Annotated in this window: 28 protein-coding genes; 10 read left to right on the top strand and 18 right to left on the bottom strand. The window is 33.0% G+C overall.

Going from position 1 to position 25,895, the window contains the following annotated elements; translation table 11 throughout:
• Window positions 1-39 precede the first annotated feature (39 nt).
• Together Q0783_RS07870 and Q0783_RS07865 are read left to right on the top strand one after the other, a co-directional pair.
• A complete protein-coding gene (locus tag Q0783_RS07870) occupies window positions 40-630 on the top strand; it encodes a sigma-70 family RNA polymerase sigma factor (RefSeq protein ID WP_298894354.1) in 591 nt (196 codons plus the stop codon).
• A complete protein-coding gene (locus tag Q0783_RS07865; RefSeq protein WP_298894353.1) occupies window positions 611-1,024 on the top strand; it encodes a hypothetical protein in 414 nt (137 codons plus the stop codon). The genes Q0783_RS07870 and Q0783_RS07865 overlap by 20 nt, the downstream gene beginning before the upstream one ends.
• Here Q0783_RS07865 and Q0783_RS07860 read toward each other — a convergent pair.
• Window positions 1,021-2,340 carry a hypothetical protein gene (locus Q0783_RS07860; RefSeq protein WP_298894352.1) on the bottom strand — a complete coding sequence of 440 codons (1,320 nt, stop codon included), beginning with the start codon at window positions 2,338-2,340 and terminating at the stop codon, window positions 1,021-1,023. The genes Q0783_RS07865 and Q0783_RS07860 overlap by 4 nt on opposite strands.
• A gap of 110 nt (window positions 2,341-2,450) precedes the next feature.
• Here Q0783_RS07860 and Q0783_RS07855 point away from each other — a divergent pair, with 110 nt between their 5' ends.
• Genes Q0783_RS07855 through Q0783_RS07840 form a run of 4 tightly spaced genes read left to right on the top strand, consistent with a single transcriptional unit; the run spans window position 2,451 to window position 5,311 of the window.
• A complete protein-coding gene (locus Q0783_RS07855; RefSeq protein WP_298894351.1) occupies window positions 2,451-2,999 on the top strand; it encodes an RNA polymerase sigma factor in 549 nt (182 codons plus the stop codon).
• Window positions 2,983-3,528: a hypothetical protein gene (locus Q0783_RS07850; protein ID WP_298894350.1), complete on the top strand. Its 546-nt coding sequence runs from the start codon at window positions 2,983-2,985 to the stop codon at window positions 3,526-3,528. Before Q0783_RS07855 ends, Q0783_RS07850 begins: the two co-directional genes overlap by 17 nt.
• Entirely contained in the window at window positions 3,509-4,687 is a 1,179-nt protein-coding gene (locus Q0783_RS07845) for a hypothetical protein (protein ID WP_298894349.1), read from the top strand. Before Q0783_RS07850 ends, Q0783_RS07845 begins: the two co-directional genes overlap by 20 nt.
• 6 nt (window positions 4,688-4,693) lie before the next feature.
• The gene (locus Q0783_RS07840) at window positions 4,694-5,311 is read left to right on the top strand and encodes a hypothetical protein (protein WP_298894348.1); all 618 of its coding nucleotides are present in this window, start codon (window positions 4,694-4,696) and stop codon (window positions 5,309-5,311) included.
• A 70-nt stretch (window positions 5,312-5,381) separates the two neighbouring features.
• On the opposite strand, the gene Q0783_RS07835 is transcribed toward Q0783_RS07840, so the two are convergent.
• From Q0783_RS07835 to Q0783_RS07780, 12 genes are all read right to left on the bottom strand, one after another.
• Entirely contained in the window at window positions 5,382-5,738 is a 357-nt protein-coding gene (locus Q0783_RS07835; protein ID WP_298758236.1) for a hypothetical protein, read from the bottom strand.
• Window positions 5,739-5,767: 29 nt separating this feature from the next.
• Window positions 5,768-6,232, bottom strand: a complete 465-nt coding sequence (locus Q0783_RS07830; RefSeq protein ID WP_298758233.1) for a YHS domain-containing (seleno)protein — start codon at window positions 6,230-6,232, stop codon at window positions 5,768-5,770.
• Window positions 6,233-6,260: 28 nt separating this feature from the next.
• Window positions 6,261-6,614, bottom strand: coding sequence for a hypothetical protein (locus Q0783_RS07825; protein ID WP_230936352.1), 354 nt, complete (start codon window positions 6,612-6,614; stop codon window positions 6,261-6,263).
• A gap of 75 nt (window positions 6,615-6,689) precedes the next feature.
• A complete protein-coding gene (locus Q0783_RS07820) occupies window positions 6,690-7,745 on the bottom strand; it encodes an AraC family transcriptional regulator (RefSeq protein ID WP_298894347.1) in 1,056 nt (351 codons plus the stop codon).
• 12 nt (window positions 7,746-7,757) lie between these two features.
• Window positions 7,758-8,993: a DEAD/DEAH box helicase gene (locus tag Q0783_RS07815; RefSeq protein ID WP_298894346.1), complete on the bottom strand. Its 1,236-nt coding sequence runs from the start codon at window positions 8,991-8,993 to the stop codon at window positions 7,758-7,760.
• 105 nt (window positions 8,994-9,098) lie between these two features.
• On the bottom strand, window positions 9,099-9,731 hold the full coding sequence (locus Q0783_RS07810) for an MOSC domain-containing protein (protein ID WP_298894345.1): 633 nt from the start codon (window positions 9,729-9,731) through the stop codon (window positions 9,099-9,101).
• Window positions 9,732-9,736: 5 nt separating this feature from the next.
• Window positions 9,737-10,264, bottom strand: coding sequence for a nuclear transport factor 2 family protein (locus Q0783_RS07805; RefSeq protein ID WP_298894344.1), 528 nt, complete (start codon window positions 10,262-10,264; stop codon window positions 9,737-9,739).
• A gap of 8 nt (window positions 10,265-10,272) precedes the next feature.
• Window positions 10,273-11,043, bottom strand: a complete 771-nt coding sequence (locus tag Q0783_RS07800; RefSeq protein ID WP_298894343.1) for a hypothetical protein — start codon at window positions 11,041-11,043, stop codon at window positions 10,273-10,275.
• A 65-nt stretch (window positions 11,044-11,108) separates the two neighbouring features.
• The gene (locus tag Q0783_RS07795; protein WP_298894342.1) at window positions 11,109-11,468 is read right to left on the bottom strand and encodes a DoxX family protein; all 360 of its coding nucleotides are present in this window, start codon (window positions 11,466-11,468) and stop codon (window positions 11,109-11,111) included.
• Between the two features lie 67 nt (window positions 11,469-11,535).
• On the bottom strand, window positions 11,536-12,228 hold the full coding sequence (locus Q0783_RS07790) for a YafY family protein (RefSeq protein ID WP_298894341.1): 693 nt from the start codon (window positions 12,226-12,228) through the stop codon (window positions 11,536-11,538).
• Between the two features lie 73 nt (window positions 12,229-12,301).
• Window positions 12,302-12,679 carry a VOC family protein gene (locus Q0783_RS07785; RefSeq protein ID WP_298894340.1) on the bottom strand — a complete coding sequence of 126 codons (378 nt, stop codon included), beginning with the start codon at window positions 12,677-12,679 and terminating at the stop codon, window positions 12,302-12,304.
• Window positions 12,680-12,758: 79 nt separating this feature from the next.
• The gene (locus Q0783_RS07780) at window positions 12,759-13,436 is read right to left on the bottom strand and encodes an RNA polymerase sigma factor (RefSeq protein ID WP_298894339.1); all 678 of its coding nucleotides are present in this window, start codon (window positions 13,434-13,436) and stop codon (window positions 12,759-12,761) included.
• 120 nt (window positions 13,437-13,556) lie between these two features.
• Here Q0783_RS07780 and Q0783_RS07775 point away from each other — a divergent pair, with 120 nt between their 5' ends.
• A complete protein-coding gene (locus Q0783_RS07775; protein ID WP_298894338.1) occupies window positions 13,557-13,940 on the top strand; it encodes a hypothetical protein in 384 nt (127 codons plus the stop codon).
• Between the two features lie 79 nt (window positions 13,941-14,019).
• Here the strand turns inward: Q0783_RS07775 and Q0783_RS07770 are convergent, their stop codons facing one another.
• Window positions 14,020-15,201, bottom strand: a complete 1,182-nt coding sequence (locus Q0783_RS07770) for an NAD-dependent epimerase/dehydratase family protein (RefSeq protein WP_298894337.1) — start codon at window positions 15,199-15,201, stop codon at window positions 14,020-14,022.
• 186 nt (window positions 15,202-15,387) lie between these two features.
• Window positions 15,388-15,972 (bottom strand): Crp/Fnr family transcriptional regulator, encoded by a 585-nt coding sequence (locus Q0783_RS07765; protein WP_298894336.1) that lies wholly within the window; start codon window positions 15,970-15,972, stop codon window positions 15,388-15,390.
• Window positions 15,973-16,324: 352 nt separating this feature from the next.
• On the opposite strand from Q0783_RS07765, the gene Q0783_RS07760 reads away from it, so the two are divergent.
• The gene (locus Q0783_RS07760) at window positions 16,325-16,681 is read left to right on the top strand and encodes a hypothetical protein (protein WP_230936365.1); all 357 of its coding nucleotides are present in this window, start codon (window positions 16,325-16,327) and stop codon (window positions 16,679-16,681) included.
• Window positions 16,682-16,764: 83 nt separating this feature from the next.
• Here the strand turns inward: Q0783_RS07760 and htpG are convergent, their stop codons facing one another.
• Both htpG and Q0783_RS07750 read right to left on the bottom strand, forming a co-directional pair.
• The gene (gene htpG / locus Q0783_RS07755) at window positions 16,765-18,654 is read right to left on the bottom strand and encodes a molecular chaperone HtpG (protein ID WP_298894335.1); all 1,890 of its coding nucleotides are present in this window, start codon (window positions 18,652-18,654) and stop codon (window positions 16,765-16,767) included.
• 132 nt (window positions 18,655-18,786) lie between these two features.
• Window positions 18,787-21,240 (bottom strand): prolyl oligopeptidase family serine peptidase, encoded by a 2,454-nt coding sequence (locus tag Q0783_RS07750; RefSeq protein ID WP_298894334.1) that lies wholly within the window; start codon window positions 21,238-21,240, stop codon window positions 18,787-18,789.
• Between the two features lie 184 nt (window positions 21,241-21,424).
• Here Q0783_RS07750 and Q0783_RS07745 point away from each other — a divergent pair, with 184 nt between their 5' ends.
• Together Q0783_RS07745 and Q0783_RS07740 are read left to right on the top strand one after the other, a co-directional pair.
• On the top strand, window positions 21,425-22,435 hold the full coding sequence (locus Q0783_RS07745; RefSeq protein WP_298894333.1) for a beta-ketoacyl-ACP synthase III: 1,011 nt from the start codon (window positions 21,425-21,427) through the stop codon (window positions 22,433-22,435).
• 254 nt (window positions 22,436-22,689) lie between these two features.
• Window positions 22,690-22,872 carry a hypothetical protein gene (locus Q0783_RS07740; RefSeq protein ID WP_298894332.1) on the top strand — a complete coding sequence of 61 codons (183 nt, stop codon included), beginning with the start codon at window positions 22,690-22,692 and terminating at the stop codon, window positions 22,870-22,872.
• Between the two features lie 438 nt (window positions 22,873-23,310).
• Here the strand turns inward: Q0783_RS07740 and Q0783_RS07735 are convergent, their stop codons facing one another.
• Complete coding sequence (locus tag Q0783_RS07735) at window positions 23,311-25,782, bottom strand: TonB-dependent receptor (protein WP_298894331.1); 2,472 nt, start codon at window positions 25,780-25,782, stop codon at window positions 23,311-23,313.
• Window positions 25,783-25,895 lie beyond the last annotated feature (113 nt).

Raw genomic sequence — 25,895 nt, 5'->3', positions numbered from 1 at the left:
TTGTAACCTTAAGGTTAATGATGTCGTCTTAATAAAAAAATGACCACCAACAACGATCAAATACTCATCAATCAAATCATCGATGGCGATACGAATGCCTTTGCGACATTGGTAGATATGTATAAAGATTTGGTGTTTACATTAGCATTGCGAATGCTTAAAAATAGGGAAGAAGCAGAAGAAGTCGCTCAGGACACGTTTATAAAGACCTACAAGTCTCTGGACAAGTTTAAAGGGGATTCTAAGTTTTCGACCTGGATCTATAGAGTGGCTTACAACACTTGTTTGGATCAGATTAAAAAGAATAAAAAGCACTTAAATGACGTTGAAATAAATGAGTTTACAGCGCATCAAGTGAAAACCATTGATAATGCATTAGATAAGATTGAAGCTAAAGAGCGAGAAGAAGCAATACAGCGGTGTATTGATAAGTTACCTAGCGAAGATAGCTTTTTATTGACCTTATATTATTTTGATGACTTATCTTTAGATGAAATTTCTAAGATTGTAGGTATCACAGCAAATTCTATTAAAGTGAAGTTGTTTCGATGCCGAAAAAAGTTAGCCACGATATTAAAGTCGCAATTAGAACCAGAAATAATTGAACATTATGAACGAGAACGCAGATAAACATTTAGACCATCTATCACGAAAAGTGATAGGTAAATCCGCGATTGAACGTCCGTCGTTAGATTTTACCCAAGACGTGATGTCTCATATTAAAGGCTTGAGTACCTCTAAGGTGACGACCTATGTGCCTTTAATATCTAAACGTATATGGTCAATTATTGCTATCGTATGTGTTGGCATTATTGGGTATGCGATTTTTGGAACTTCCGATTCAGAAGATACGGTATTCTCTAATCTAGGATTAGAACGTTTTACAACTATCGAGATTAACAATCCTCTAGCATCGATAGAGTTTTCGCAAACGCTTATTTATGCAGTGCTCTTATTTGTTATCATGTTGTGTGTGCAAATTCCAATATTAAAACGGCATTTCGATAAACGCTATGAAGCTTAATCCTTAAAGTACCAAAATGGGATTCTACTCACGATCCATTTAATCGTATCTCCATTTCTAACTCGTAAACGGTCCACATGCAGTAAATGTTTACCTTCGGCAATACTGTCTAAATTTAGATAGGTTTCGAAACCTAGCTCTTCCTTAAAGTTTTCAGCTAAAATAAATTCGGAAGTGTACGTTGTAGAGTCAATTTTAACCGAATAGATATAATTGAACATCTTTAAATATTCTCGTCTTAAACTATCGCGCTTAGAACTTGAAGAATTATTTATTCTAATAATATTATTTCGCATTCCTCTAACATCTTCATCAGGTTTTAATGACGGATTGAAATAAAACACACGATTTTCTATAGATTCAGTATAAGGTATAAACACTTTTAAATATGAATCGGTGATTACTTTTGAAGGTATCATAGCATTACCAACAAACTTGTCTGAATCTTTGAGCTGGTCTTCATAATTCTCTACGTTAGCCATGATATCACTAGAATTAATATTACTGTGAATGTAGTTTGAACTTTGGTAATAAAAAGACGACAATACTAAGACCAAAATATAAAACGGAACCAAGATTAGACTCAAACGTCTTCCAAATTTATGATCTAAGAAATTATAAACTAAAGGACGATACAAAAAGGAAAGCGTAATAAAGCTAAATAACCAATAGATAGGGAAATATATTTTAGAGATCCATCTTTTCTTTTTCAACCAGCCTAATGTGGCAAAATCTATAAACGTGATGATCATACCAAAGCACACGAACACCATTAACGGTATACCAATGCCTTTAGAAATCCAACCTGGAAGCCAATCACTAGACAATATATAAGTTGCAATAAATGCTATTGATAGAATGGTAAACGTAATCGCCAATACATAGAATATGAGCAAAAAAGAAATCGCAAAGATGATGCTACAATAATTTTCAAGTGTTGCGATATACTTATCAAAAGAACCGACCTTCTTTTTTAGATGCCTGGTGAATTTTTCACTGTACTTTAATTTGTCGTATTCTATTTCGCCCGAAACATATCGCAAACCAAGAGCACCAATCCAAAGTCCTCTAAGTAATACATGTAACACCAAGTTAAAAATTAGTATGGCACAAGACATCACAGCAACCAAAGACAGAATCAATTTGTACAACAATTGATTATTTTGAGCATCTGCCAAGCTTTGCGTTAGTGGTTCGTAGATAGTAAATAAACCAAAAATGGCGAAACCAGAAATAATGAGTTCTAATTGCCAACTCTCTTCTTGAAGCTTTTGAAGTAATTTTTTAAATGCAGGATTATTGTAATCTTGACTCATTTGGTTGGGTTTAGAGTTTAAATATACAGACTTTTATAAAAATTTTTTAAGAATTTTGAAACCCTAAGGTATTTCTTTCGTTTTTAATACTGAACACTAACCAAAACTAAATGTCTAAAGCGCATACCATTTTAATTAATCGCTGTAAAAAAGGAGATGAAAAGGCAATGATGCGCATTTATGATCTCTATTGTGATGCCATGTACCAGATTGCTTGTAGATACTTAAATGAAGAAGATGCTAAAGATGCGATGCAAGACAGCTTTTTAAAGGCATTTGCAAAGCTTGAGAGTTTTACAGAACGATATACGTTTGGCTCATGGTTAAAACGCATTGTTATTAATCAGTGTATTGACCAATTAAAAAAGAAACGATTAGAATTTGTAGCATCGGAGATTAGCGATTTATCAATTGAAGGCGATGACAACAACTGGGATTTTGATTCGGAAATAACAAAACAACAAATACTTGATGCTATTGAAAAATTGCCGAGTAAACATCAGGTTGTGGTTAAACTCTATCTCATTGAAGGTTATGATCATGAGGAAATATCTAACATCATTGATATTCCGATTAAAACATCAAGAACACATTTGCGACGCGGTAAGCTACAGCTTCAAAAACTTTTAAAAACATATTACAATGAAACAGGATATTAGAGATTTATTTGGAAAAGATGAGGTTTCAGATCACACCTTACCCGACAATCACCGACAAGAGTTTTATGATAAACTAAAAGCCTCTAGACCTAGACGAAAATCGGGATTTAAGCGTAACTACTTACTTAGGATTGCTGCAATCGCAATTCTATTTTTGGCAATGACGTTTGTCGTGCTTAGAACGGCAACTACTACAGTGACAAATGAAGTGGTTGAAGAGTCATCTATCAAAACCCAAATTGAACTGATTGAAAAGGAATATTTAGCAAGTATCGACAAAGAATGGCAAAACTTTATAAGTGTTGCTACCGATGAAAAATTAGTCAAACGATATGAAGTTAAATTAGACAACTTAGATAAGGATTATCAAGAAATTTCAAAACAGTTTAAGGCCGATAACAATAATATCTTGATCATTGAAGCTTTAGTAGATAATCTCAAAATACGTCTTCAGCTTTTAAAAGATATTCAACAACATATCAACCTATTAAATCAAAAAACAGAACAATATGAAACGATCAACATTTAAGATATGTATGCTGATGCTCATCACATCGGTAAACATATACGCTCAAAGAAAAACGGTGTATTCACAAAGCTTTGACGTAGATAAACATACAACGACAATATTTAATCTCGAAAATACAACAGTAGCTATTGAAGAATCTAGAGATGGTAAAATTCATTTTGATTACACCTTAGAGTTTGATGGGTATTCTAAAAAAGATATTCAAAACAAATTGGATGAGCTTGACATTAGAGCTATAATGTTTGACAACCATATAACTTTAGTGGCTAAAAGTGAATCGCAGTTGTCTAATGTCACTTATGCATATGACGTTAATGAATTAGTCCTCGAATATGAGGGGTTTTCAAAATCAAAAGACTCAATAATTAGAAAATCAAAGGATTCAATTATTAGAGAAATACGATTCAATGGTAGGTTTGGGAAATTTACCAATGCGATGCAATATGTTGATAATCGTTTCAAAGTAAGAGATAAAGATGGTAAACTAAGGAAAATTAGAAAAGGCGATGTGAAGATCATGCGAAACCATTTTGTGATTAGAGTTCCATCATTTTTAAAATTGAAGATTAATGGCAAAAACGCTCAAATCAACATGCTGGAAAATGCGATCAATGAAATATCTGTAGAGCTTAAAAGAGGAAGTTTTAATGCAAAAGAGTTATTGAATGGTTACAATTCATTTAAAATCAACGATGCTAATTTTAAATCTGAAGCTATAGTAGGAGGAAATTATGAATTTAACAATGTAAGTAAAGGTTTAATAGGTAGCATTCAAGAGGTGAAGATTACATCCGAATTTTCTAAATTTGAAATAGGAGAGATTCGTGAGAAGGCCTATATCACTGACTTTAATAGTGAATACTGGTTTTACAATTGGAGTAAAGATTTTAAACGCTTTGACTTGCTTTCAGAATATTCTAAGATTCACTTTTTCTATCCAGAAACCTATGATTTTAGTATGAAATTTATAGGGAACAATACCGTAAATCATTTTGACAATATTGCAGTGACCATGCAACCCACAAAAAATGGTGAAAAATTCAATATGGTAGAACGAAAAGCTAAAGGTGAAGGGCATTTTTCAGGAGCTATAAACTTCGATATTGTACACGGCATTATTTATACTGCAAACGACACATTCATCAAACCAAAACAATAAAATAACATGAAACATTTTATCATTTTAGCTGTGGCATTAATTTGCTTCAGCACACTAAACGCGCAAAAAAACGACATCAAACTGCAAACCAAATATGGATCAGATCATAAGGATTTACAAGATATGTTGAGATTTCAGGATATTGAAACCATACGATTAACATTTACTGGTAACGATCTAAAAGGTAAAAACTATAAGCTTTTTGTAAAAGAGTATACCAATGGCAGTTTGGCAAGAACAGATACTATTATGGATAGTGCTAAATATGACTATATACCAGCTATCAATGATTCGGTATTTGAATTTAAGTATTATGTCAAAACACAAATCGATAATACGATTAAAATGAACTTTATGTTCGAACGTTTTTCAACGCCAAAAATGTATGATATTAAAGCTGCGAAAGATAAATATGCATTGCATGATTTCTTAAAAACCAGTGATCCAATGCCTATTGCATTAGAGACAAAAACGTTAATAATGGGTTACTTTTTACCATACATAGATAAGGAAACGGGTTGGAAAAAGTACTGTGATGTCACTGGAAGTAAACACAAACCAGAAGATTGGGGAACCGTTTTTGATATCCCAAACTACTACTTGATTGAAATTGTTTTTGAATAGCTATTTCAGATAAATAAAAAAGCACAAGTAAAAATTACTTGTGCTTTTCGCGTGTATTCGATTTGAATCATTAATCTTTGAAATACTCAGGTTTATGTAAACTTACTACAGTTATGACTGCGATTCCATTAATCCAATAATAGTAGGCATCAATGCCCTTAAACGAAAAAATAAAAGGCGCTGTGATAAATACTATTGCAACTAGAAAGTCGACAATAAGATGGTACTTGTATGGAATTACACGAAACACACCTAAGTGATGATCTGTGAGTAATGTTAAGATCAATGCGGCTATTCCTGTTGCTACAGACAATTGCAAGGCTAGTGCATTAGAGCTGCCTAAACTGAGCAAAAAAGGAAGGCCGATTAGTGCTACTGCTACTGGATAATCCAAATAAGCATGTATGCGTTTTGTTATAAATTTCATGATTCTTAATATTAAATTGTGGTCTCTAATTAATTGTGAGTCTTTCTTAGTTTACTCCAATTTTTGTCTGCAGTACTTTTTAACTTTCCATGGTTTTTTTCTGCTAACCATAATTGTTTAGCGTCTAATTCTACATTGTTTAAGAATAAATAGTACTTATTATCTTTTACAATAAATTTATTTGGATCTACTCTAAACTTTGCTCCTGCATAAGTTCCAAAAGCACAAAACCCACCATATTGAGGTAAATATTTACTTGGGTTTTTATCAAAAGTGGTTTTTTGCTCTTGAGAAGTAAAGTAATATGCCACTTTTTTGTATTCAGATTTATAGTCTTTGTTACCCTTTTGAGCAAGACCAAGATCTAAATACGACACAGGGCTATAACCTTGAAGTGCGATGTTACTGTTGTCGATGTTGTTTCCCATCTTATCTTGTGCAGATAGCGTGGTTGAAATTAATAATACTGCTATAAGTGTTTTTAAAGTTTTCATTTTGTTTTTGTTTTAATTATTAGTGTTATTATGCTGCGTTAAAGTATTCCTCTTGAATGACTTGTCCTTGTTCATTCCATACTCTACGAATAATCTCGTGCCAGTAAATTTTACTGCCATCTTTCATGTCGAAATCGAATGTAAATTCTGAAGCCGAAACATTTCCGTCTACAATGGAGTGGTGGTGTGTTATTCCATTAACCTTAGCAATAGCTCCTGCAAATCCTTGCATTTTAGCTATCATTTCTGGTTTACCATTGGTACCACCATTTCCATAATCTGATGTTGTAGCATCTTCTGCGAAGAATTGTTGTACAGCATCCACAATAGCGCCTTGGCTAACTATTGCATCCATTTTTGTTACTTGATTTTTAATATTCATCTTTTTTGTTTTTTAGTGAATTAATACACTGCAAAGATGAAGTGAAATGCGAGTTAGCTTGCTACAAAAAACAGACTAAGAATTGTACTTTTTTAATTTGAAATCGGTTGGAGTTTGCCCAGAATAATGTTTAAAGAATCTAGAAAAGTGATTGGGTTCTTCAAAGCCTAATCGGTTTGAAATTGATGTTATCGATTCATTATCAAGAATCATCAATTTAGCAGTGTTTATGAGTTCTAACCTGATGAGTTGCCCAAGCGAGATGTTCATTTTGGATTGCACTTTTTTTGATAAGGTTTTTATTGAAACATTCATTTTATCAGCATAAAACCCTAATGCTCTTTCTTGGGTGTGATATTTACTTAAAAGTTCTAAGAGGTCTTGAGTGAATAGATCTCGGTTTTGAAAATCGAAATTAGCTCTAAATTCCTTAGGTGTTTGTCCAACAGTTGTTTTAAACACACGATTAAAATAAGCATCGTCTTTAAAGCCTAAATCATAAGAAATCTCTTGAATTGTTTTATCTGTAAAAGCTACTTCTTTTAAACTCTCCTTGTGTCGCTTAGAACTCATAAGGTTTTTAACAGATAAACCAACTTTATTTTTTACCAAAGCCTGCGCGTTATAACCACGATCATTAATCAAACTTACGAGGTCGTTAGTAGTAAGTTGATTTGCATATTCTTTGTCAATAATAGCCTTGGTGTCAAATATAACTTGATACTCCTCTTTACTAGCTTGAAATGGATTTTGCCAAAACCATTGTTTTGATGAAATATCTATAATATCTGCAGAATTGTCTGCTAGAACTGATTCAGATAAAAATGTTTCACAGTCGCCACATTCTAAAAGATCTATATATCCCAAAGAAATGAGATGCTTAAATAATACGCGAACTTCTGGATCATGAAATTTGGAATCATTTGAAAACTCAATTCGCCTTACTGTAAAATCACCTGAAAGAAATTTGATGTATTGCCCTTTTTCTAAAAAGATGGCTTTCTCCTGCCAATCGAAATAGTTTTTAAAATCAACCTGAATACTTCCTTTACCAGATAAAATATGAATGAGTGTATGACTTTCTATAAAGTATACTTTGTTGATTTCAGGATTGAATTTTTCAACTTTCAATGTTAAGACTCTTTAATACCAGCGCTTCTTTTTCTTTTTAGACGCTTCACTTTTACGACCTTTTTTGTATTTACTTCCTTTCTTTTTATGAACGATAGGCTTTGCTTTGGGGTCTAGAGGATAGGGATGATGCTCTTCAATAGGAATTTGTACATTAATCAGTTGTTGAATCGTTTTGATGTACGTTTTTTCATCTGCAGAGCAAAGCGAATATGCATGTCCCATATGTCCAGCACGTCCTGTTCGACCAATACGATGTACATAGGTTTCAGGAACATTAGGAAGGTCAAAATTAATCACAGCATCCAATTCGTTGATATCTATACCTCTTGCTGCTACATCTGTCGCAATTAGAATATTAACCTTACCACGTTTAAAATCGGCTAATGCATTCTGACGTTCATTCTGACTTCTATCTCCATGCAAACGCTCAGCTTTGTAGCCATTTTTTGTAAGTGTTTGATGTAGTTTGTCAACTCCAAATTTAGTACGCCTAAATATGAGAATACTTCCTTTGATCTCATTTCGTAATAAATGTAAGCACAATTCTATCTTATTACGTTTTGGAACGTAATACAATACCTGGCTCACGTTTTTTGCTGCGGAAGATGTGGGTGTAACTTCAATACGTTCGGGTGCTTTTAGTATCAAATTTGCTAATTGCTCTACTTTAAATGGCATTGTTGCAGAGAACAATAATGTTTGTTTGTTTTCAGGACACAGTCGTTCTATTTTTTTAACATCATCAATAAAGCCCATATCCAACATAAGATCTGCTTCATCTAAAACAAATGTTTCTACATAATCCAGATTTAGAAGGTCTTGTTTATGAAGATCTAGTAAACGCCCTGGAGTCGCAACTAAAATATCAATGCCTTTTGCTAAAATGTCTTTTTGTGGCTCGATGGATGTACCACCAAAAATTACTGCAGACCTCAAATTGGTATATGTAGCGTAGGTTGTGAAGTTTTTAGAAATTTGAATGGCTAATTCACGTGTTGGACTAACCACCAATGCTTTTATTTTTTTTCCCTTTTTAGGCGCATCTTGTTTGTCAAACAATAATTGTAAAATAGGTAACGCAAATGCTGCAGTTTTACCTGTTCCAGTTTGAGCAGAGGTAATCACATCTTTGCGTTCTAAAACCGCTGGAATTGTTCTCTCTTGCACTAGAGTTGGGTCATCGTAACCAGCTTCGGCAATGGCTCTAAGAATAGGTTTGTTTAGTTTTAAGTCTTTAAACGACATGCATTAAAATTTGATGCAAAGGTAGATATTATTTTAATGGTATCTTTTTTCAGTAATTTCCATTTATTAAGAACACTAAGGGTATCATAAATTTGCTTCAACGTATTATAAAAAGCGTTTCAAACGCTCTCTTTTTCGTTGAGGTAATGCATCATTATCTATTATAGACTTGATATGCGCTTTGTTTTTATTTTCTGCATATAGTAGCTGAAAAAAGTCATAAATTGAAATACTATTTTTTGCTTTTTTTATCAGTTCAAATGTATCGTTAATCGTTACAGTGCCTTCTTCAAGAACGCTTACATAAGTTCCTGGGTAGCCATGTGATATGAATTGATTTAGAACCTCCGATGATTTAAACTTTGCGGCAAATTTAAAACAGGGCTCTCTAGGTTGAGTGATTTGAACCAAAGCGTTACCTACTTTATAAATATCACCTATGTGAAGTTCTTTTTCATCCAAACCTTTAACAGTGAGATTTTCGCCAAGCATTCCATAAGTCCATTCTAAATGTGGATATAGATTTTTCCAATACGGATAATGATCTGCTGAAAACAAATAGCAAGCTTTAAAAACACCACCATGCACTTTTCTATCGGAAACTTCATCGCCTTTTACGTCTTCTTTTCCCAAGAAAATGGGTTGTGAGATTGGTTTTTTGTAGATGCCTGTTGTCACGTTTTGCCCATTCCAGACAAATGTGGTTGGCTTTGCTATATTGGTTGAAATAATTTTCATACTATTTATTCTTTTAAAAACTTCTCAAAGTCATCAATAGGATGAGCTTTTTGATAAGCTTTTTCATCAATGGTGTTAGACTCATTTGAATCATAATCCATGGTGATTTTCCATACACCGTTTTCTTTGGCGAATATCACATGAAACTGTCCGTAATAAGCTTGTTCATTGGGTTTGTTTTTATTTCTTATCAATTTATAGACGCCTCTTTCACTTGCTTGAGATTCATTATTAATGCGCTCAAAAAAGCGTAATGAAATGTTACTGGTGTCTCCATTGTTAGCGTCTCTTTTAAACCCTGATTTATAATTATTAATGTACGTTTCATAATCGATAATGCGGTTTCCTCCAGAAATTCTAACAAGTTCTTTAGAGTGAATCTCTGCCATCAATTTGTAATCTAGCGAATCAAATGCTTGATAGAATTTTTCCCAAACTAAGTTGATCTCTTTAAGATTATCGATAGTTTGTGCTTTGGTTTGTAGTACCGAGACTAGTAAAAAGATGATTAAGAGTAGTGATTTTTTTTTCATGATGATTATTATTTAGGTGTACCCAGAAGATAAAGTACTACTCCAGGACCTGATTTTACTTTATTGATATCCCAATTGAACCGTTCTTTATCTTGTAATTGGCTAACTAGTGTTTCCATTTCTTTAACCGAATAGGTTCTTAAGCAGGACACAATACCATCCCAAATTACAAATAATGGAACAATAGGAATAAGATATGTGAAAATAATTCGTCCAATTTTAAACGGACGAATAAAAGGAGTCGTTAACCAAACACTTATTGGAGAAAAAAGCATAGCTAAAATACTTGGGACACTTCGTTCCTGAGCTTCGAAAATAGCAATGGCATTTTTATCGTCTACAGCATTTTGTAAAATTTGTAAAGCCTCTTTCGGTCTAAAATGATGTAATGACAAAAACTGAGTTCTTAAGCCATCCAAAGATTTAGGAACATTCTTAGTGTCTATAGATGTAGCGATATAATCGATATTATCGGCTTTTTTTTTGGTATACTCAAAAGCAGGAATATTTGGATAATAGTCTGTTAGAATAATCCTAAGATCAGGTAAACTTTTCTTTAATTCAGAATTCAACCATAATAAACTGCCTCCTCCTCCCGAAGCTAAATCTATAATTTGATGTGTTGAATTAGCTTTTATTCCTTTTTCAAGTACTGGAATAATGGGTTTGTAAATTTTTGCTTTGTTTGATAAGAACTGTAAAAAATCTGTTCCATAATTTCTTAGAAATGTAGGAAACCATTGTTGATCTTCAAATTCGAATAGATGAATTCGCCCCATTTTAATTTGGATTAATACTCATCTAATTTAAAGCTTTAATTTTATTTGAGGTATAAATCTACGTCTTAATCTAATGAAATAATTTTATGTAAATAAATATAAGAGGTTATGGTGAGACCAATTAAAACTAAATTGACCAAATTGATGATTATTGGATCTTTATGTGCCATATGCGCTATAAAAGCAGTGATAAAGAATAGAATAATACCAACATAAGCCCATTGTTTAATCTGAAGTGATATAACTGGAATAAGAATGATTAATACAGCCAGTAATTTTAAGATGGCCAATTGGATTCTGAAAAAATCAGGAAACCCTAAATCTTTTACACCTTTTATGGCAGATGAGCTAAATATATAACTATAGCTGCTCCATAATAGAAACAGTGACAGTGTAAGTGTTGTAATCCAGTAGGTGATTTTCATAAGTGTATTGCAATACTATTAATCTAACTAATGTAATGGTTTTATATTAAATGAATAACGTGATTGACTATTTCGCATCATAAGGGCATGACTGAAAATAGCTCAATATATCAAATTTACGATCCTCGAAGGTTTCGGTTAGAATTTTAAAATTTTGTACGCGATCTACTCTAAAGGCACGATAATCATTGCGCAAGTGGCACCATGCAATTAAAATCCATTTGTTTTGGGTGACATAGAAAGCGTAAGGTTCTATTTTTCTGAACGTGATATTAGGGTCGTCTGCTTTACGATAGTAGATCTCTACATAGTTGAAATTGGTAATGGCAAGTTGAATTTCAGAAAGTGCATTACTAGAGATGTTTTCATAGTTAGAATCAAAAACATATATCTTACTGTTAAGCAGTTCGCTTTTTTCTTGAATTGAGGTTCTAAATACAGATTTGATTTTGGTGAGCGCTTCCTTAAAGTCTTTTGTAAATGACGAATCATTACTTTGATTGACTAAATGTTCGGCAGTGATTAAAGCATTGGCTTGTTTTTCGGTAAATTGAACAGGAGCAATAGTATAACCTTCCATAAGCGAATAACCTTTACCTTCAATGGTCATAACAGGTACACCAGCTTCTTCTAGTTTTCTTATGTCTCTGTAGATGGTTCTCACACTAACGTTAAACTTATCAGCAAGTTCACTAGCCGTTAACAATCGCTTGGATCGTAACAGTGTTAATATTGATATGAGTCTTGATAATTGAGACATAAGCACAAAGATAGCGAACCGCATTGCAATCCGCTATCACTTTGTTTTTTGATTGATTAAGCTAACTACAGGTTTACAGAATAGAATGTAAAGCTACACGATTTCCCTCTGTATCTAAAAACTGAGCAATGAAACCAAATTGACCAATGTCGGTTTTTGGCATCATTATTTTTCCGCCATTAGCTTCGACCTTATTTAAGGCGATGTCTAGATTCTCACCACCATTCAAATAAATAGTTGCCCCATCTGTTGTTGGGTTTTGACCTTCACCTTCAATAATAGCTCCACCTACACCATTGTTGTCTTCATCATACTCAAATACGCCATACTTCATATTATCTTCAGGCATCGGAAGATCGGTGATTTTAGAACCCATAACTGTAGCATAAAATTGCTTAGCTCTGTCGTAATCTTTTACTGGAATTTCAAACCAGTTCACTGCATTTTTCATTTTATAATTGATTTAATTGTTAAACGTAATGCAAAGATATTTGAGCTAGTGACAGATTATGTCAAGGGTGTTTTTTCTTTTAATCTTTTAAAATAATTGACATGATTTTTTCGGTTAGATCGTCACATTTACTGAAACCAAATTCAAAAATATCGACATTTGTAGTTATCTCAAAGAGTTTTTCTTTGAGCATATGTTTAGCTCTATGAAGCCTAACTTTTGTATTAGCAGTTGAAATATTTAAACAGTTGGCAATGTCTTTTATACTCATTTCTTCAACTTCTTTTAAAATATAAACAGTTTTGTATTTAGTGTCAAGACTATCAATAGTCTTCTCTAAGAGCTGTTTAGCTTCTTTTCTAATGATTTTGCTTTCAGGATTTAGTTGTGAAGTGTCTGGTCTTTCTAAAATGGAGTTGCTGTTCAAGTTTTGAGCAGTATTTAAATGAAGTACTTTAGATTTTGTTTTTAATCGAGCAAGAGCTTCATTAATTCCAATCCTAATAAGCCAAGTCGAGTAACTAGAATGATGCTTAAACTGATATAGTTTTTCATAAGATTTTAAATACGTGTTTTGCATGATGTCTTCTATCTCAGCAGTATTACTTATATAGCTTCGTATGACTCTATATAGTTTTTGGTTGTTTCGTCTTAGTAAAATTTCATAGAGTTCTTTTTCTCCTGAAAGGATTCGTTTTATGATGTCAGATTCTGATAAAGTATGATTATTAAAATCATTAATCTTGATGATTTCCATAGAATTGCCCTTTTTCTTTAGATAGATATTTAAAGAAATAGTTACAAAATTTTGTAACCTTTTTTATGATCACTTATCTAAAGTCTGAAACAAATTTAAAAATAATTAAATCGAGAAGTTATGAATTCAAATGTTCAGTTAGTAAAAACTCTATTAAAATACACTTTTGGTTTGGTGCCAATTATAGCAGGGTTTGATAAGTTTACAAATCTATTAACCGATTGGAGTCAATATATCTCTGCTGGGTTTTCAGAATTATTACCTTTTGAAGCAGGTACGTTTATGATTGTTGTTGGAATTATTGAAATTGTTGCAGGTGGACTGGTGTTTTTAAAACCTAAAATAGGAGCATTTGTGGTTATGGCTTGGCTTATTGCTATTGCACTAACATTAGTTTTTAGTGGGCATTATATAGATGTGGCAGTAAGAGATTTAGTCATGGCCGTAGGTGCTTTTTCATTAGCTAAACTTTCAGAAGATAAGATAGAAAACTCCAGAGCTTGATATATTAGTTAGTATTAAGTAAAAAACCACCTATGCGTTTTACTAGGTGGTTTTTAATTTCTTTTTATTAAAGATTGTATTAGTCTTTTACTAATCGTTGTTTCCATTTAGAAACAATGTCTTTTTCTTTAGATATTAGCATATTGGAATCATTGTTATATTGCTGTCTTCTTTCTTCGGTAACAGCATCAGAATACCACCAGTCATGGGTATCTTTTACAGTTACTTTTAAATCTCTATAGGTTAATCCAGCATTCATAGCTTTTTGATGAGCGATTCTTGCCGAACCATAATGATCACCTTCGGGCATTACCCAAGGTATTTGATAATAGATATTGTTTTCTTTTAGAAATTCATAATCGTCTACATATATAAACGATGACTTCACGTCAAAGGTGTTTGCTGCTTCATCTATGAACTGCATTACTGTTTGTGTGTCTTTTGGTCCAACAGCGTTATAGGTGCCGTGTTGTTTGTTTTCAGCTAAACGAATATACCACTCGGCAACATCTCGTACGTCAACATACTGCACTAGATCTTCTTGTTTTCCTGGAACTAAAGTGGCACCTCCTTTAGCAAGTCGTATAGGCCAATGTACAAAACGATTAGTTCTATCTGCAGGTCCAATCATATAGGTAGGTCTCACAATGATAGTGCGTTCTTTGCCAAAGGCTTTAATGGCTTCTAGCTCAGAATTTCCTTTCATAATACCATAATCTTGTTCATATTTTTGATCTTCAGTAAGACCTTCTGGCATGTCTAAAACGAGTTTGGTGTCTTCTGTTATATTGCTGCCTTTGTATGGATAATAAACACCAGTAGAAGAGGTGTACATGTATATGCCTACATTGTCTTTTAAAAGATTAGCAGTATCCTTAGTCCATTGTACTTTACGACCAGAATTATCAATAACCACGTCCCATTTTCTATTTTCAAGGGCTTTAAGATTGTCTTCACGATCTCCAATAAGTTGCTCTACATTTTTAAACACATCTCTATGCACTGTTGGTATTGTTTTTCCTCGGGTAAATGTTGATACCTCATGCCCACGTGAGATAGCATAAGCTATTTGATGAGGGCCTAAAAAACTTGTGCCTCCAAGTATTAAAATACTCAGTTTTTTTGGTGATTCTTTAGATGTTTCTACCTCTTTTTTCTTTTCAGGATTGCAGTTTAGCAAGTTAATACCTAATACCGGAATAGCGATACTAGCTAGAGCCCCTTTTTTAATAAATAGTCGTCTTGATTTTGATATTTTCATTTTAGCCGGTTTTACAGTGTTGTCAATTTGAGGCAATTAAAGGTATGAAAAAAGCGCAAGTATATTATACCTGCGCTTTCATAGCTATTAATCATAGGGATTTACAATAGTGTTATGTCAATCTTACTATTAGGCGCAAAAGTATGATGATAAATCAATAAAAAAATTGATGTATGGTAATAAATTTTAGATAGCGGATAATTCTTTTCTAATTCGGCTTAAGCTTTCAGTAGTAATACCAAGGTAAGAAGCAATATGATAATTTTTTACACTTTTTTCAATATTGGGATAGGTATTAATAAAAGACGTATAACGTTCTGCTGCTGTTTGAGAGAGGTTAGATAAAATTCGTTTTTGGAAAGCAGCAAATGCACGTTCTAATTTTTTCCTAAAAAAAGATTCTATATGTGGGATTTGAGCATATAAATATTCTTTATCATCTTTAGATAGTCGATATAGTACTGCATCTCGAAGGACTTCAATATTCATAATGGATTTAGACGTAGAAAAGTAAGCTGTATAATCACTTATCCACCAGTCTTTAATAGCAAACTGTACTGTGTGCTCTTTTCCGTGTGTATCTATGTGATATGACCTAAGACAACCACTATAAATGTAATATTGCTTATCTACTATATCATCTGCTCTTAGAAGCACTGTTCCTTTGCTGTGTTCCACTTTGTGAAATACAGATTCTATAATCTTAATTTCTGTTTTAGAAAATGTAAGATCTTTAAAAATCTCCTTTATTTTAGAGTTGTCAGAGCGCATTTAGAGTTTAATTGGTATTATTAAGTTAAGTAAACTTTTTGAAAATAGACTTAAGCTTCGGTATTCTCTAAAAAAATCGGATGATTGACAATTATTAACAAGAAAAACTCTTTTAAACAGGATTAATACGTATTGTCTATTCATTAAAAGACAAGCGGTTTTCAAATACTAACCACGTATATTTTTAAAGTCTAGGTGTTTGTACTTGTTTAAAAAAGAGGTGATTGCGCTCTAAAAGGTATTGTGTTAATTCCAGAAATTTGAATTGTATTCATTGATGCTTTTATCATGTAATACTGGCGCAAACCGAAAAGCCAACAGAAAAGAGTAGGTAACTCTAAAATATTATATTATGGGATTTTATAAGAAACAACCTGTTGATGCAAGTAAGACAACAGCGACGTATTTATGGACTGGTTTACGTACACCTGGAATTTTTGTTATTGAAGTAGAAGGTGACGCACAAAACTATTCATATGGATTTAGTTTAACACGAGATGCTCACTTTGTAGGAGGATTAAAAATAGACTCTATGGGATGGACTGGCCCATTAGGACAAGGAACAACACCTTACAAAGTTAAAGGCTCATTTCCAGGACAGTTTACTCCAAAGATTGTCATCTCTGGTGCTAATGGTGATTTTATAGTTGATGTAAAAGAAATACCATCAGATCAAGTTGAAGACTATGTTAAATCTAAAGTTGGTTAATATAACTTTGGAGTATTTGCACGAAAAAGCCAAAACGAATGTTTTGGCTTTTTTAATTATAAATTTTTAAGTAATCATAAAGTTTACTTAATCATATCATAGCTACGCTTGATAAAGTTTGTCAATTCTTCACCTTTAAGTAATCCTTGAGATAAACGTGCTAAGTCTAAACTTTGATTAATCAAGCGTTCTTGTTTCTTTTTGGTTTTGGTATTAAGTATGTCACCAACTAATTCTGAGTTGGTATTGACCACAAGATTATACATCTCTGGCATATTACCCATACCAAACATACCACCGCCTCCGCCAGTTTGTTGCATCTCTTTCATACGACGCATAAACTCGGGTTGTGTAATGATAAATGGAGAAGCATCACTGTCCATTGCTTCTAATTGTATAGAAAATTTTTCTGCTGGAATAACTTCTTTTAATAACTCATCCAATTTCGTTTTTTCTTCCTCAGATAATTTTGAAATAGACGTGTCTTCTTTCTTGATTAAGTTATCTATATGATCTCCATCGACACGCGCAAAAGAAATATTCTCTTTTGTCGTTTCTAATTTCTGAATTAAATGTGATACAATTGGCGAATCTAATAATAACACTTCATAACCTTTAGCTTTTGCAGCTTCAATGTAAGAATGTTGTGCATCTGTATCAGACGCATATAAGATTACCAATTTATCATCTTTATTGGTTTGTTTGGCTTTGATCTTATTATATAATTCTTCATAAGTATAGTACGTGCCATCAACTGTTGGATATAAAGCAAATGCATCGGCTTTATCAAAGAATTTTTCTTCGGAAAGCATTCCGTATTCAATAACGATTTTGATATCATCCCATTTCTTCTCGAAATCTTCACGATTAGCATTGAATAAAGATTTCAGCTTATCTGCCACTTTACGTGTGATATATGATGAAATTTTCTTTACTGCACCATCAGCTTGTAAATAACTACGAGAAACATTTAACGGAATGTCTGGTGAATCGATTACACCTCGAAGCATGGTTAAAAACTCAGGAACGATACCTTCAACATTATCGGTAACAAATACTTGATTTTGATATAACTGAATACGATCTTTTTGAATGTTTAGATCGTTAGTCATTTTAGGGAAATATAAAATCCCTGTTAAGTTGAACGGATAATCAACATTAAGATGAATGTTAAATAAAGGCTCTTCAAATTGCATTGGATACAACTCTCTGTAGAAATTTTTGTAATCATCTTCTTCTAAATCTGTTGGTTGTTTTGTCCAAGCTGGATTTGGATTATTGATGATGTTGTCTACTTCTTGAGTTGGCGCTGGGTCTTCCTCTTTTGCATCTTCTGGTTTTGGAAGTGTTTCAGTTTTCATTCCAAATTTGATCGGAATAGGCATAAACTTATTATACTTTGACAGTAGTTCACCAATGCGACCTTCTTCTAAAAACTCTGTAGAGTCTTCGGCAATATGAAGGATGATCTCAGTTCCTCTTTCGGTTTTATCCGATTCCTCTAAAGTAAATTCAGGAGATCCATCGCAAGTCCAATGTGCAGCAGGCTCATCTTTATGCGACTTAGTAATAATCTCTACTTTTTCAGCAACCATAAAGGCCGAGTAGAACCCGAGACCGAAATGACCAATAATTCCAGAGTCCTTAGCAGCATCTTTATACTTGTCTAAGAATTCTTCGGCTCCAGAAAATGCTACTTGGTTGATGTATTTCTCAACCTCTTCTGCTGTCATTCCTAAACCTTGATCTATAATATGAAGTTTTTTAGCATCCTTATCGATTTTAACTTCAATTTGCGGATTCCCATATTCACTTTTCGAATCACCAATACTGGTGAGATGTTTTAGCTTAAGTGTAGCATCTGTAGCATTACTTATCAACTCACGTAAAAAGATTTCGTGGTCGCTATACAAGAATTTTTTAATGAGCGGAAAAATATTTTCTACCGATACATTAATGTTTCCTTTTGTCATGATATATCTATTTTATTATAATTAATTTGAACATTAAGAAGTAGGCAAATAAAATACCAATAGATAGATTATGACAAGATGACATAAAAAAAGCCATTCAAGAAAGAATGGCTTTTATGTTATAACTAAGTCTTAGTTTTTTATTTTCGATTCGGTAGTGCTTATTGGCTCTTCCTCTTCACCTTTATTTTTCACATGCTTTTCTAACCATTGATCTTGTTCCCAAAGCATATGCATTATGGATTCTTTCGCAGCATAGCCATGACTTTCTTTTGGTAACATGACTAGACGTACTGTCGCGCCTAACCCTTTTAAAGCATTGAAATAGCGCTCGCTTTGTAACGGATAGGTACCAGAGTTATTGTCGGCCACACCATGAATAAGTAAAAGAGGTGTTTTCATTTTGTCGGCATGCATAAATGGTGACATATTGTAGTAAACTTCTGGAGATTCCCAGTAACTGCGTTCTTCACTTTGAAAGCCAAAAGGTGTTAATGTTCTATTATATGCACCACTTCTAGCAATTCCAGCAGCAAAAAGATCGGAATGAGATAAAAGATTTGCCGTCATAAAAGCACCATAGCTATGTCCACCAACAGCCACTTTATCTCTATCGATATAACCTAAATTATCAACAGCGTCAATAGCCGCTTTTCCGTTGGCAACGAGCTGTGTTCTAAATGAATCATTAGGCTCTTCGGTGCCTTCACCAACAATTGGAAATGCTGCATCATCTAACACGACATAACCTCTAGTAACCCAATAGATTGGTGAGCCCCAATATGGATATACAAATTCATTCGGATTTGCTGTGCTTTGAGAAGCGCTTGATTTGTCTTTATATTCACGAGGATAAGCCCATAAAATCATTGGGTATTTTTTTCCTTCCTCGTAATCTAGAGGTAAATACAACGTTCCTTCTAAATCTAAACCATCATCTCGTTTGTAACTGATAACACTTTTATTGATTTTTTCTAGACTTTTAAACGGATTGTCAAATGTGGTAATAGCTGTAAGATCATTTTTCTTGTTAATATTTCTAATGTAATAATTTGGGTACTCGGTAGGCGATTCGATACGCACAAGGATCTTGCCTTTTTTCATATCGATTGCCGAGTTTAGATTCTCTAATTTGTCTTTGTATTCAGATTGATAGAGACGTTTTGTTTTATTAGTTTTTAGATTATATTCATCTATAAAAGGAAATTGACCTTCTTTAGTATAACCATCACCCATAAGGTATATTTTATCACCATTTATTTCAAAAGTATAGCGTCCATAGGTGTTCTTTGAAGTGACTAGGTCTCCTGGATCACTATAGACATCTTGGTAATTTCTGTCGGATATAATTTTAGGAGCCACTTTGTTGTTTGATGGATTAAAAACATAAGTTTTAGTGTTTCTCGTATTGATCCAATAATCGTAAGCTATAGCTGTGTTTTCATTTCCCCATTGAATACCACCAAAGCGTTGTTTTGTTTTTAAAATTTCTCGAGGTTTGCCATTAAAAGGTGCCTTAAGTTCATATACAGCATCTCTAAAATCAACTTCAACGGCAGGGTCTCCGCCATCAAGCGCTTCTGCCCAAACTAAAGTTGCAGGTTGATCAGCACGCCAAGACATACTACGTTTTCCTTTACGAGTGGCCATAAATCCTTTAGGTCTTACTTCATCTAATGGAACATCATTAACTGTTGTAATTTTCTTTCCATTCATATCATAAATGGTGCTCTCATTTGGAAATCGAGTATAAGTTACTAGGTAAGAATATGGTCGTTTTATCTTCATGACATTTACATAATTGCCATCTGGTGAGAAACTAATTCCGCGATACATATCAGGACTAAGAAAATCCTCAATACCGCCATTAATAGAAACTTTTTTAATTTCTGAAAGTGCTAATTGTTCAAAATTAAATTCATCGTTTGGTGTTTTTAATAGATCTTGATAGGTTCTGTTTTGTGCTTTAGAACCATCACTCACCGAAATTGTTGGTCCAGTTGGAACAGCAACAGCAGTATTTATAAGTTCTTTTCTATTGCTTGGTAACATCTTAACCAATAGATTCGTATTGTCTTTAAACCAATTTATTGTGCTTCCCATGTTGGCATTAACTTTAGGACCTGTAAGTTTGGTAACTTTTGCTTCTGCAATATGTAACACCCAAACCTCCACACCAGAGGCTGTTGTATTTAAACAAGCTATCATTGACTCATCTGGAGACCATCTAAAACCTGATAATCTGGCATCGTCTGGCAGCCCAGAGACCTGCTTTGCATCTTTGTCATCGGTTTTCTTTACTTTGATATTTGTGAAATAACGTGTTCTACTTCCAATATTAGTTACTGGATTTATTCTAAGTCCAGCTAATCTTAATTCTGTTTCAGATAATTCGGCTATAGACTTGTATTGATTACGATAGAGTAACACCATGTGTTCACCTTTACTATCGATTTGTACACCTGGAGCCAGATCTACATCGGCGAGTTCGAGAATATCTTCTGGTGGTTGCTGGTAACTTAAATTTTGTTGTGCATAGCTACCAAAAAGTATAAAAAAGCTAAATAGTTGAATTAAACGTTTCATTTTATATCTAAATTTTGTTAGACCCTTAAGGTACTTAAAATTGCAGTTTCAATTAAAAATTTCGATGTTAAAATTGATGTATTTTTTACATTAAACTCATATTATTATGCATGCATAACGAATGCAAATGGGTTTCATTCTGAAATGGTTAAATTTGTATACTTATTTAATACTAAATTTTACTATGTACAATTCCAAGATAATAGGTTTGGGACACTATGTTCCAGATAATGTGGTGACTAATGACGATTTATCCAAAATGATGGATACTAATGATGAATGGATTCAGGAGCGAACTGGAATAAAAGAACGTCGATGGGTTGTAAAAGGTTCTGGTGACACCACTGCAACAATGGGAGTAAAAGCTGCTAAAGTAGCCATTGATCGTGCAGGTATAGATAAAGATGATATCGATTTTATCATTTTTGCGACCTTAAGTCCAGATATGTATTTTCCTGGTCCAGGAGTACAAGTGCAACATGCTTTAGATATTAAAACTGTTGGTGCATTAGATGTTCGTAATCAATGCTCTGGTTTTGTTTATGCTATTTCTGTAGCCGACAATTTTATAAAAACAGGAATGTATAAAAATATATTAGTTATTGGTAGTGAATTACATTCTTACGGATTAGATAAAACGACTCGTGGTCGTGGTGTTTCGGTAATTTTTGGTGATGGAGCAGGAGCTGCAGTACTCACTAGAGAAGAAGATACAACCAAAGGTATTTTATCTACCCATTTGCATTCACAAGGTGAACATGCTGAAGAATTAGTATTGATTGCTCCAGGTATGGGTAAGCGTTGGGTTAATGATATTATTGCCGAGAATAATCCAAATGATGAAAGCTATTTTCCTTATATGAATGGTCAATTTGTATTTAAAAACGCAGTTGTTCGTTTTAGTGAGGTGATTATGGAAGGTTTGATGAAAAACCAACTTCAGGTTGATGATATTGATATGCTCATTCCGCATCAAGCAAATTTACGTATAGCACAATTTATCCAACGAAAGTTTAAGTTAGAGGACAATCAAGTGTTCAATAATATTCAAAAGTATGGAAATACAACTGCTGCATCTATCCCGATTGCATTAACTGAAGCATGGGAAGAAGGAAAAGTTAAAGAAGGAGATACTGTTGTACTGGCTGCTTTTGGTAGCGGATTTACTTGGGGAAGTGTAATTATGAAGTGGTAATGAAAAAAAATAATAGACATTGAAGCAACCTTTTTACAGTTTCAGCATCTATTAATAAACGAACCAATCCTATTGCAAAGATAAAGCAAGGTTTAAGAGTTTTTTTGAATAATTATAAGAGAAAATCCCAAAGTGAAAACTTTGGGATTTTTATATATGAATTAATATGATACGCTTATGAAGTGTTTATCATTAGATTCGTTTTGATCATATATCATCTCTATTTTTATCATCTAACTTTTAATTATTTAATAATGTCAAATTCGTTGAGAAAAGGGGCTTTGGGAGGTGGACTCGCAGTAATTATTTTTGGATTTATAGTACTATTCAAATTTTATGATGCATTGGAAAATAAATATTTAGGAATGGCTTGTGGAGTTGTTATGATTGTTTTAGGAATTTTGGGGATTCGTAATAGAGCTAGAAAACAGTCTTAGATACAAAAAATCCCAAAGCGTGAACTTTGGGATTTTTCTGCTATTAACCAATTTTACTAAAAACACTAAAACTATAAAACAGTGATTTTTTTAAACTGATTAGCTTTAAAACTTATCACAACCTATAGACGCTAAAAAGTGTGTTTTATTTTATCTCTTAACATTTTTAACATCAATTAACTTTTAAACCGAAGTCATAAAAAAATCCGAAACATTTTGGTTCCGGATTTCTTGCTACTAATCAATTTTATTTCTCGAAAATTTTAACATGTAAAAAACTAACTTTACTTCAGTTAAGTCGTAATACAAAACAAATCATTACACAATGTGATTATATAAAAGCAAAAACCCAAGACTAAAAGCCTTGGGTTTTCTTATTTAATAACCAAACATTAACACTAACCATCAACTATTATATGTAGGTTACTAAACATCTTTTTAAAGGATTCCTCCTCCTGATTTTTCATCATTATCACGTCTTTTACGAGATTTAGCTCTGTATTTTCCACCTCCAAATCGGTAAGATAATCCTACAAATATGGTGTTGAATTCTGGTTGAAAATCTACTGTTTGTCTAAATGGACGTTCACTTACAATAGAAATTTCTTGAGTATCAAATACATTATTAAAGTTCATGCTAAATGTTGCTCTATTATCTTCAAGAAAGCTGTAACGCATTCCTAAGTTTACAAAGTACATTGGATCCATTTCAAAGTTTAATCCAGTATCTTTTCCTCTATACATAGCAAATGCAGAGAATGATAATTTTTTGCTTGCTTTAAAGTTGTTAAATACTCTAAAGTTATATATGATATTATCTACTTCAACTTCATTGAGAGCGATATCTGCTTCTGTCGGATTTATAATTGTTGGGTCTAAAGATTCAGCAATTCCAGTTTGTTTACGAGCATATAAATCAAAACTCGCATTTAAACTCCACCATTTTGTTGGTCTGTAACTACTAGATATCTCAACACCATAGGCAGATGTATTATCAAAATTGTCATTGGTTAAAATCACACGACCAGAACCTAGATCTGAACGATCTACAAAAACACCTTGGTTAATTTCATCTTCTATAAGTCTATAGAAAACTCCAGCTGTGATACTTCCTTTTTCTAAATTTCTAGTATAATTAACTTCTACTGAATTGGTGAACTGTGGTTCTAATTCTGGATTACCAAATTGAGAAATCAAAGGTGTATTAAATTCAGGAATAGGATTTACTTGACCAACACCAGGGCGATCTACACGTCTACTATAACTAAACTGATATGAATTTTTTTCCGAAGGATTATAGGTAACAAACGCAGATGGATATACTTGGAAATAATCATTTTCAAAAGGAAAATTTGTCGTTGTATCATTAGTTAAATCTGTATCGATAGCCAAAGCTTCAACTTGAACACTTTCTGCTCTTAAACCAACTTGGTATGACCATTTGTCTTTCTTTTTACCATAAGTTGCGTAAGCAGAGTAAATGTTTCTTTCGTAATCAAAAAGTGTTTGAGTTGGAATGTAATCTCCAAATTCATTTCTTACTCTAGCATCAGAATTATAACCGATCGAATTATCAAATAATCGCGCCTGAAGCCCTAATTCTAATTTTGCTGTTTCTGATAATGGGTTCACGTAATCTAAGTTGATTGTTGTTCGGTTACGTTCGGTATCTGTAAATTCATCAAAGTTAGGTCTTGCATCAACTCCCGTAAAGCGGTTAACCGTTACTAAGTCACTATCAAAGAGATTATGGTCAACTTCTAATTCGATGTTGTGTCCTTCTTTATCAAAATCTAATTTATAATTTACATTGTACTGCTGACTCTCATTTTCATTTACATTATCAAAGGTTTGCAGTTGTCCTATAGACGGATTACTGATAGAGAATAAGTTAGTTTCCCCTAAAGTACCTCCATCAAAAATGTTTTGGTTGGTAAATATTGAGAAAGTGTTTTTATCGTTGATATAATAATCGACTCCTACTTTAAATAAGTGTGAATTACGTTGATCTAAAAAGTTAAAGGTTTGTGATACATCAGCTTCTGTTTGTGTTAATAACCCTGTATTTCTATTATCTGAAATGTTATTACCATAACTTCCGTAGAAATTAAGTTTACCATTTCTATAATTCATATCAATAGAACTATTGAACTTAGGTTCTAATTGATAGCTTAGACCTACATTAGCATTACCATTAAAGCCGATATTTACATTTTTATGAAGAATGATATTAATAATTCCACTCATACCTTCAGGATTATATTTTGCTGAAGGGTTTGTAATCAATTCGATTTGTTTGATTGATGTAGAAGGAATTTGTTTTAATAATTGTGCTGCAGGAATATTAGATAGTTTACCATCTACCATAACCTGAACATTTTGATTACCTCGTAAAGAAATATCACCAGTCTGTTGATCTACATTAACAGATGGGATATTATTCATTATGTCTGAAGCTGTCGGTCCAGAGGTTGTTAGATCTTTACCTATATTAATAACTTTTCGATCTATTTTTTGCTGAATAGTTGATATTTCAGCAACTACTGTAACTTCTTCTAAACTCTCGGCGTCTTCTTCAATTAAGATGTCGCCAAATTTGATATTATAGTTGTCTTTACCAATAGTAGCTTCCTTCATTACACTCTTGTAACCAATGTAAGTAATCTCAACTTTAATAGGACCTTCAGGTAGTTTTTCAATTTTGAATTTACCCTTATCATCTGTGATTCCACCTGTAATAATAACATCTTTAGAATCTTTTACAATAACATTTACATATGGTAAGGGCTGATTTAATTTCGCGTCGATAACACGACCAGATACCGTACCATCTCTTAATTCTGATTCTGAGGGTTGTGCAAATGCCATAAGGGCAAATAGAAAAATGCACAATTGTGTGATTTTTTTCATTTTTTGATTGATTTGATTGATTAGTCTTTTTCGCTCAATAGGAGCGGTTGTTATTTCATAGACGACAACTTTATAATAGTGTTACTTTTTTTAACATTACTTAACATCTTTTT

Origin of the sequence: uncultured Psychroserpens sp., from assembly GCF_947500255.1 — a bacterium.
GTDB lineage: Bacteria > Bacteroidota > Bacteroidia > Flavobacteriales > Flavobacteriaceae > Psychroserpens.
The sequence above is the reverse complement of the archived record's forward strand: the minus strand, read 5'-3'. Positions and strand labels throughout refer to the sequence as shown.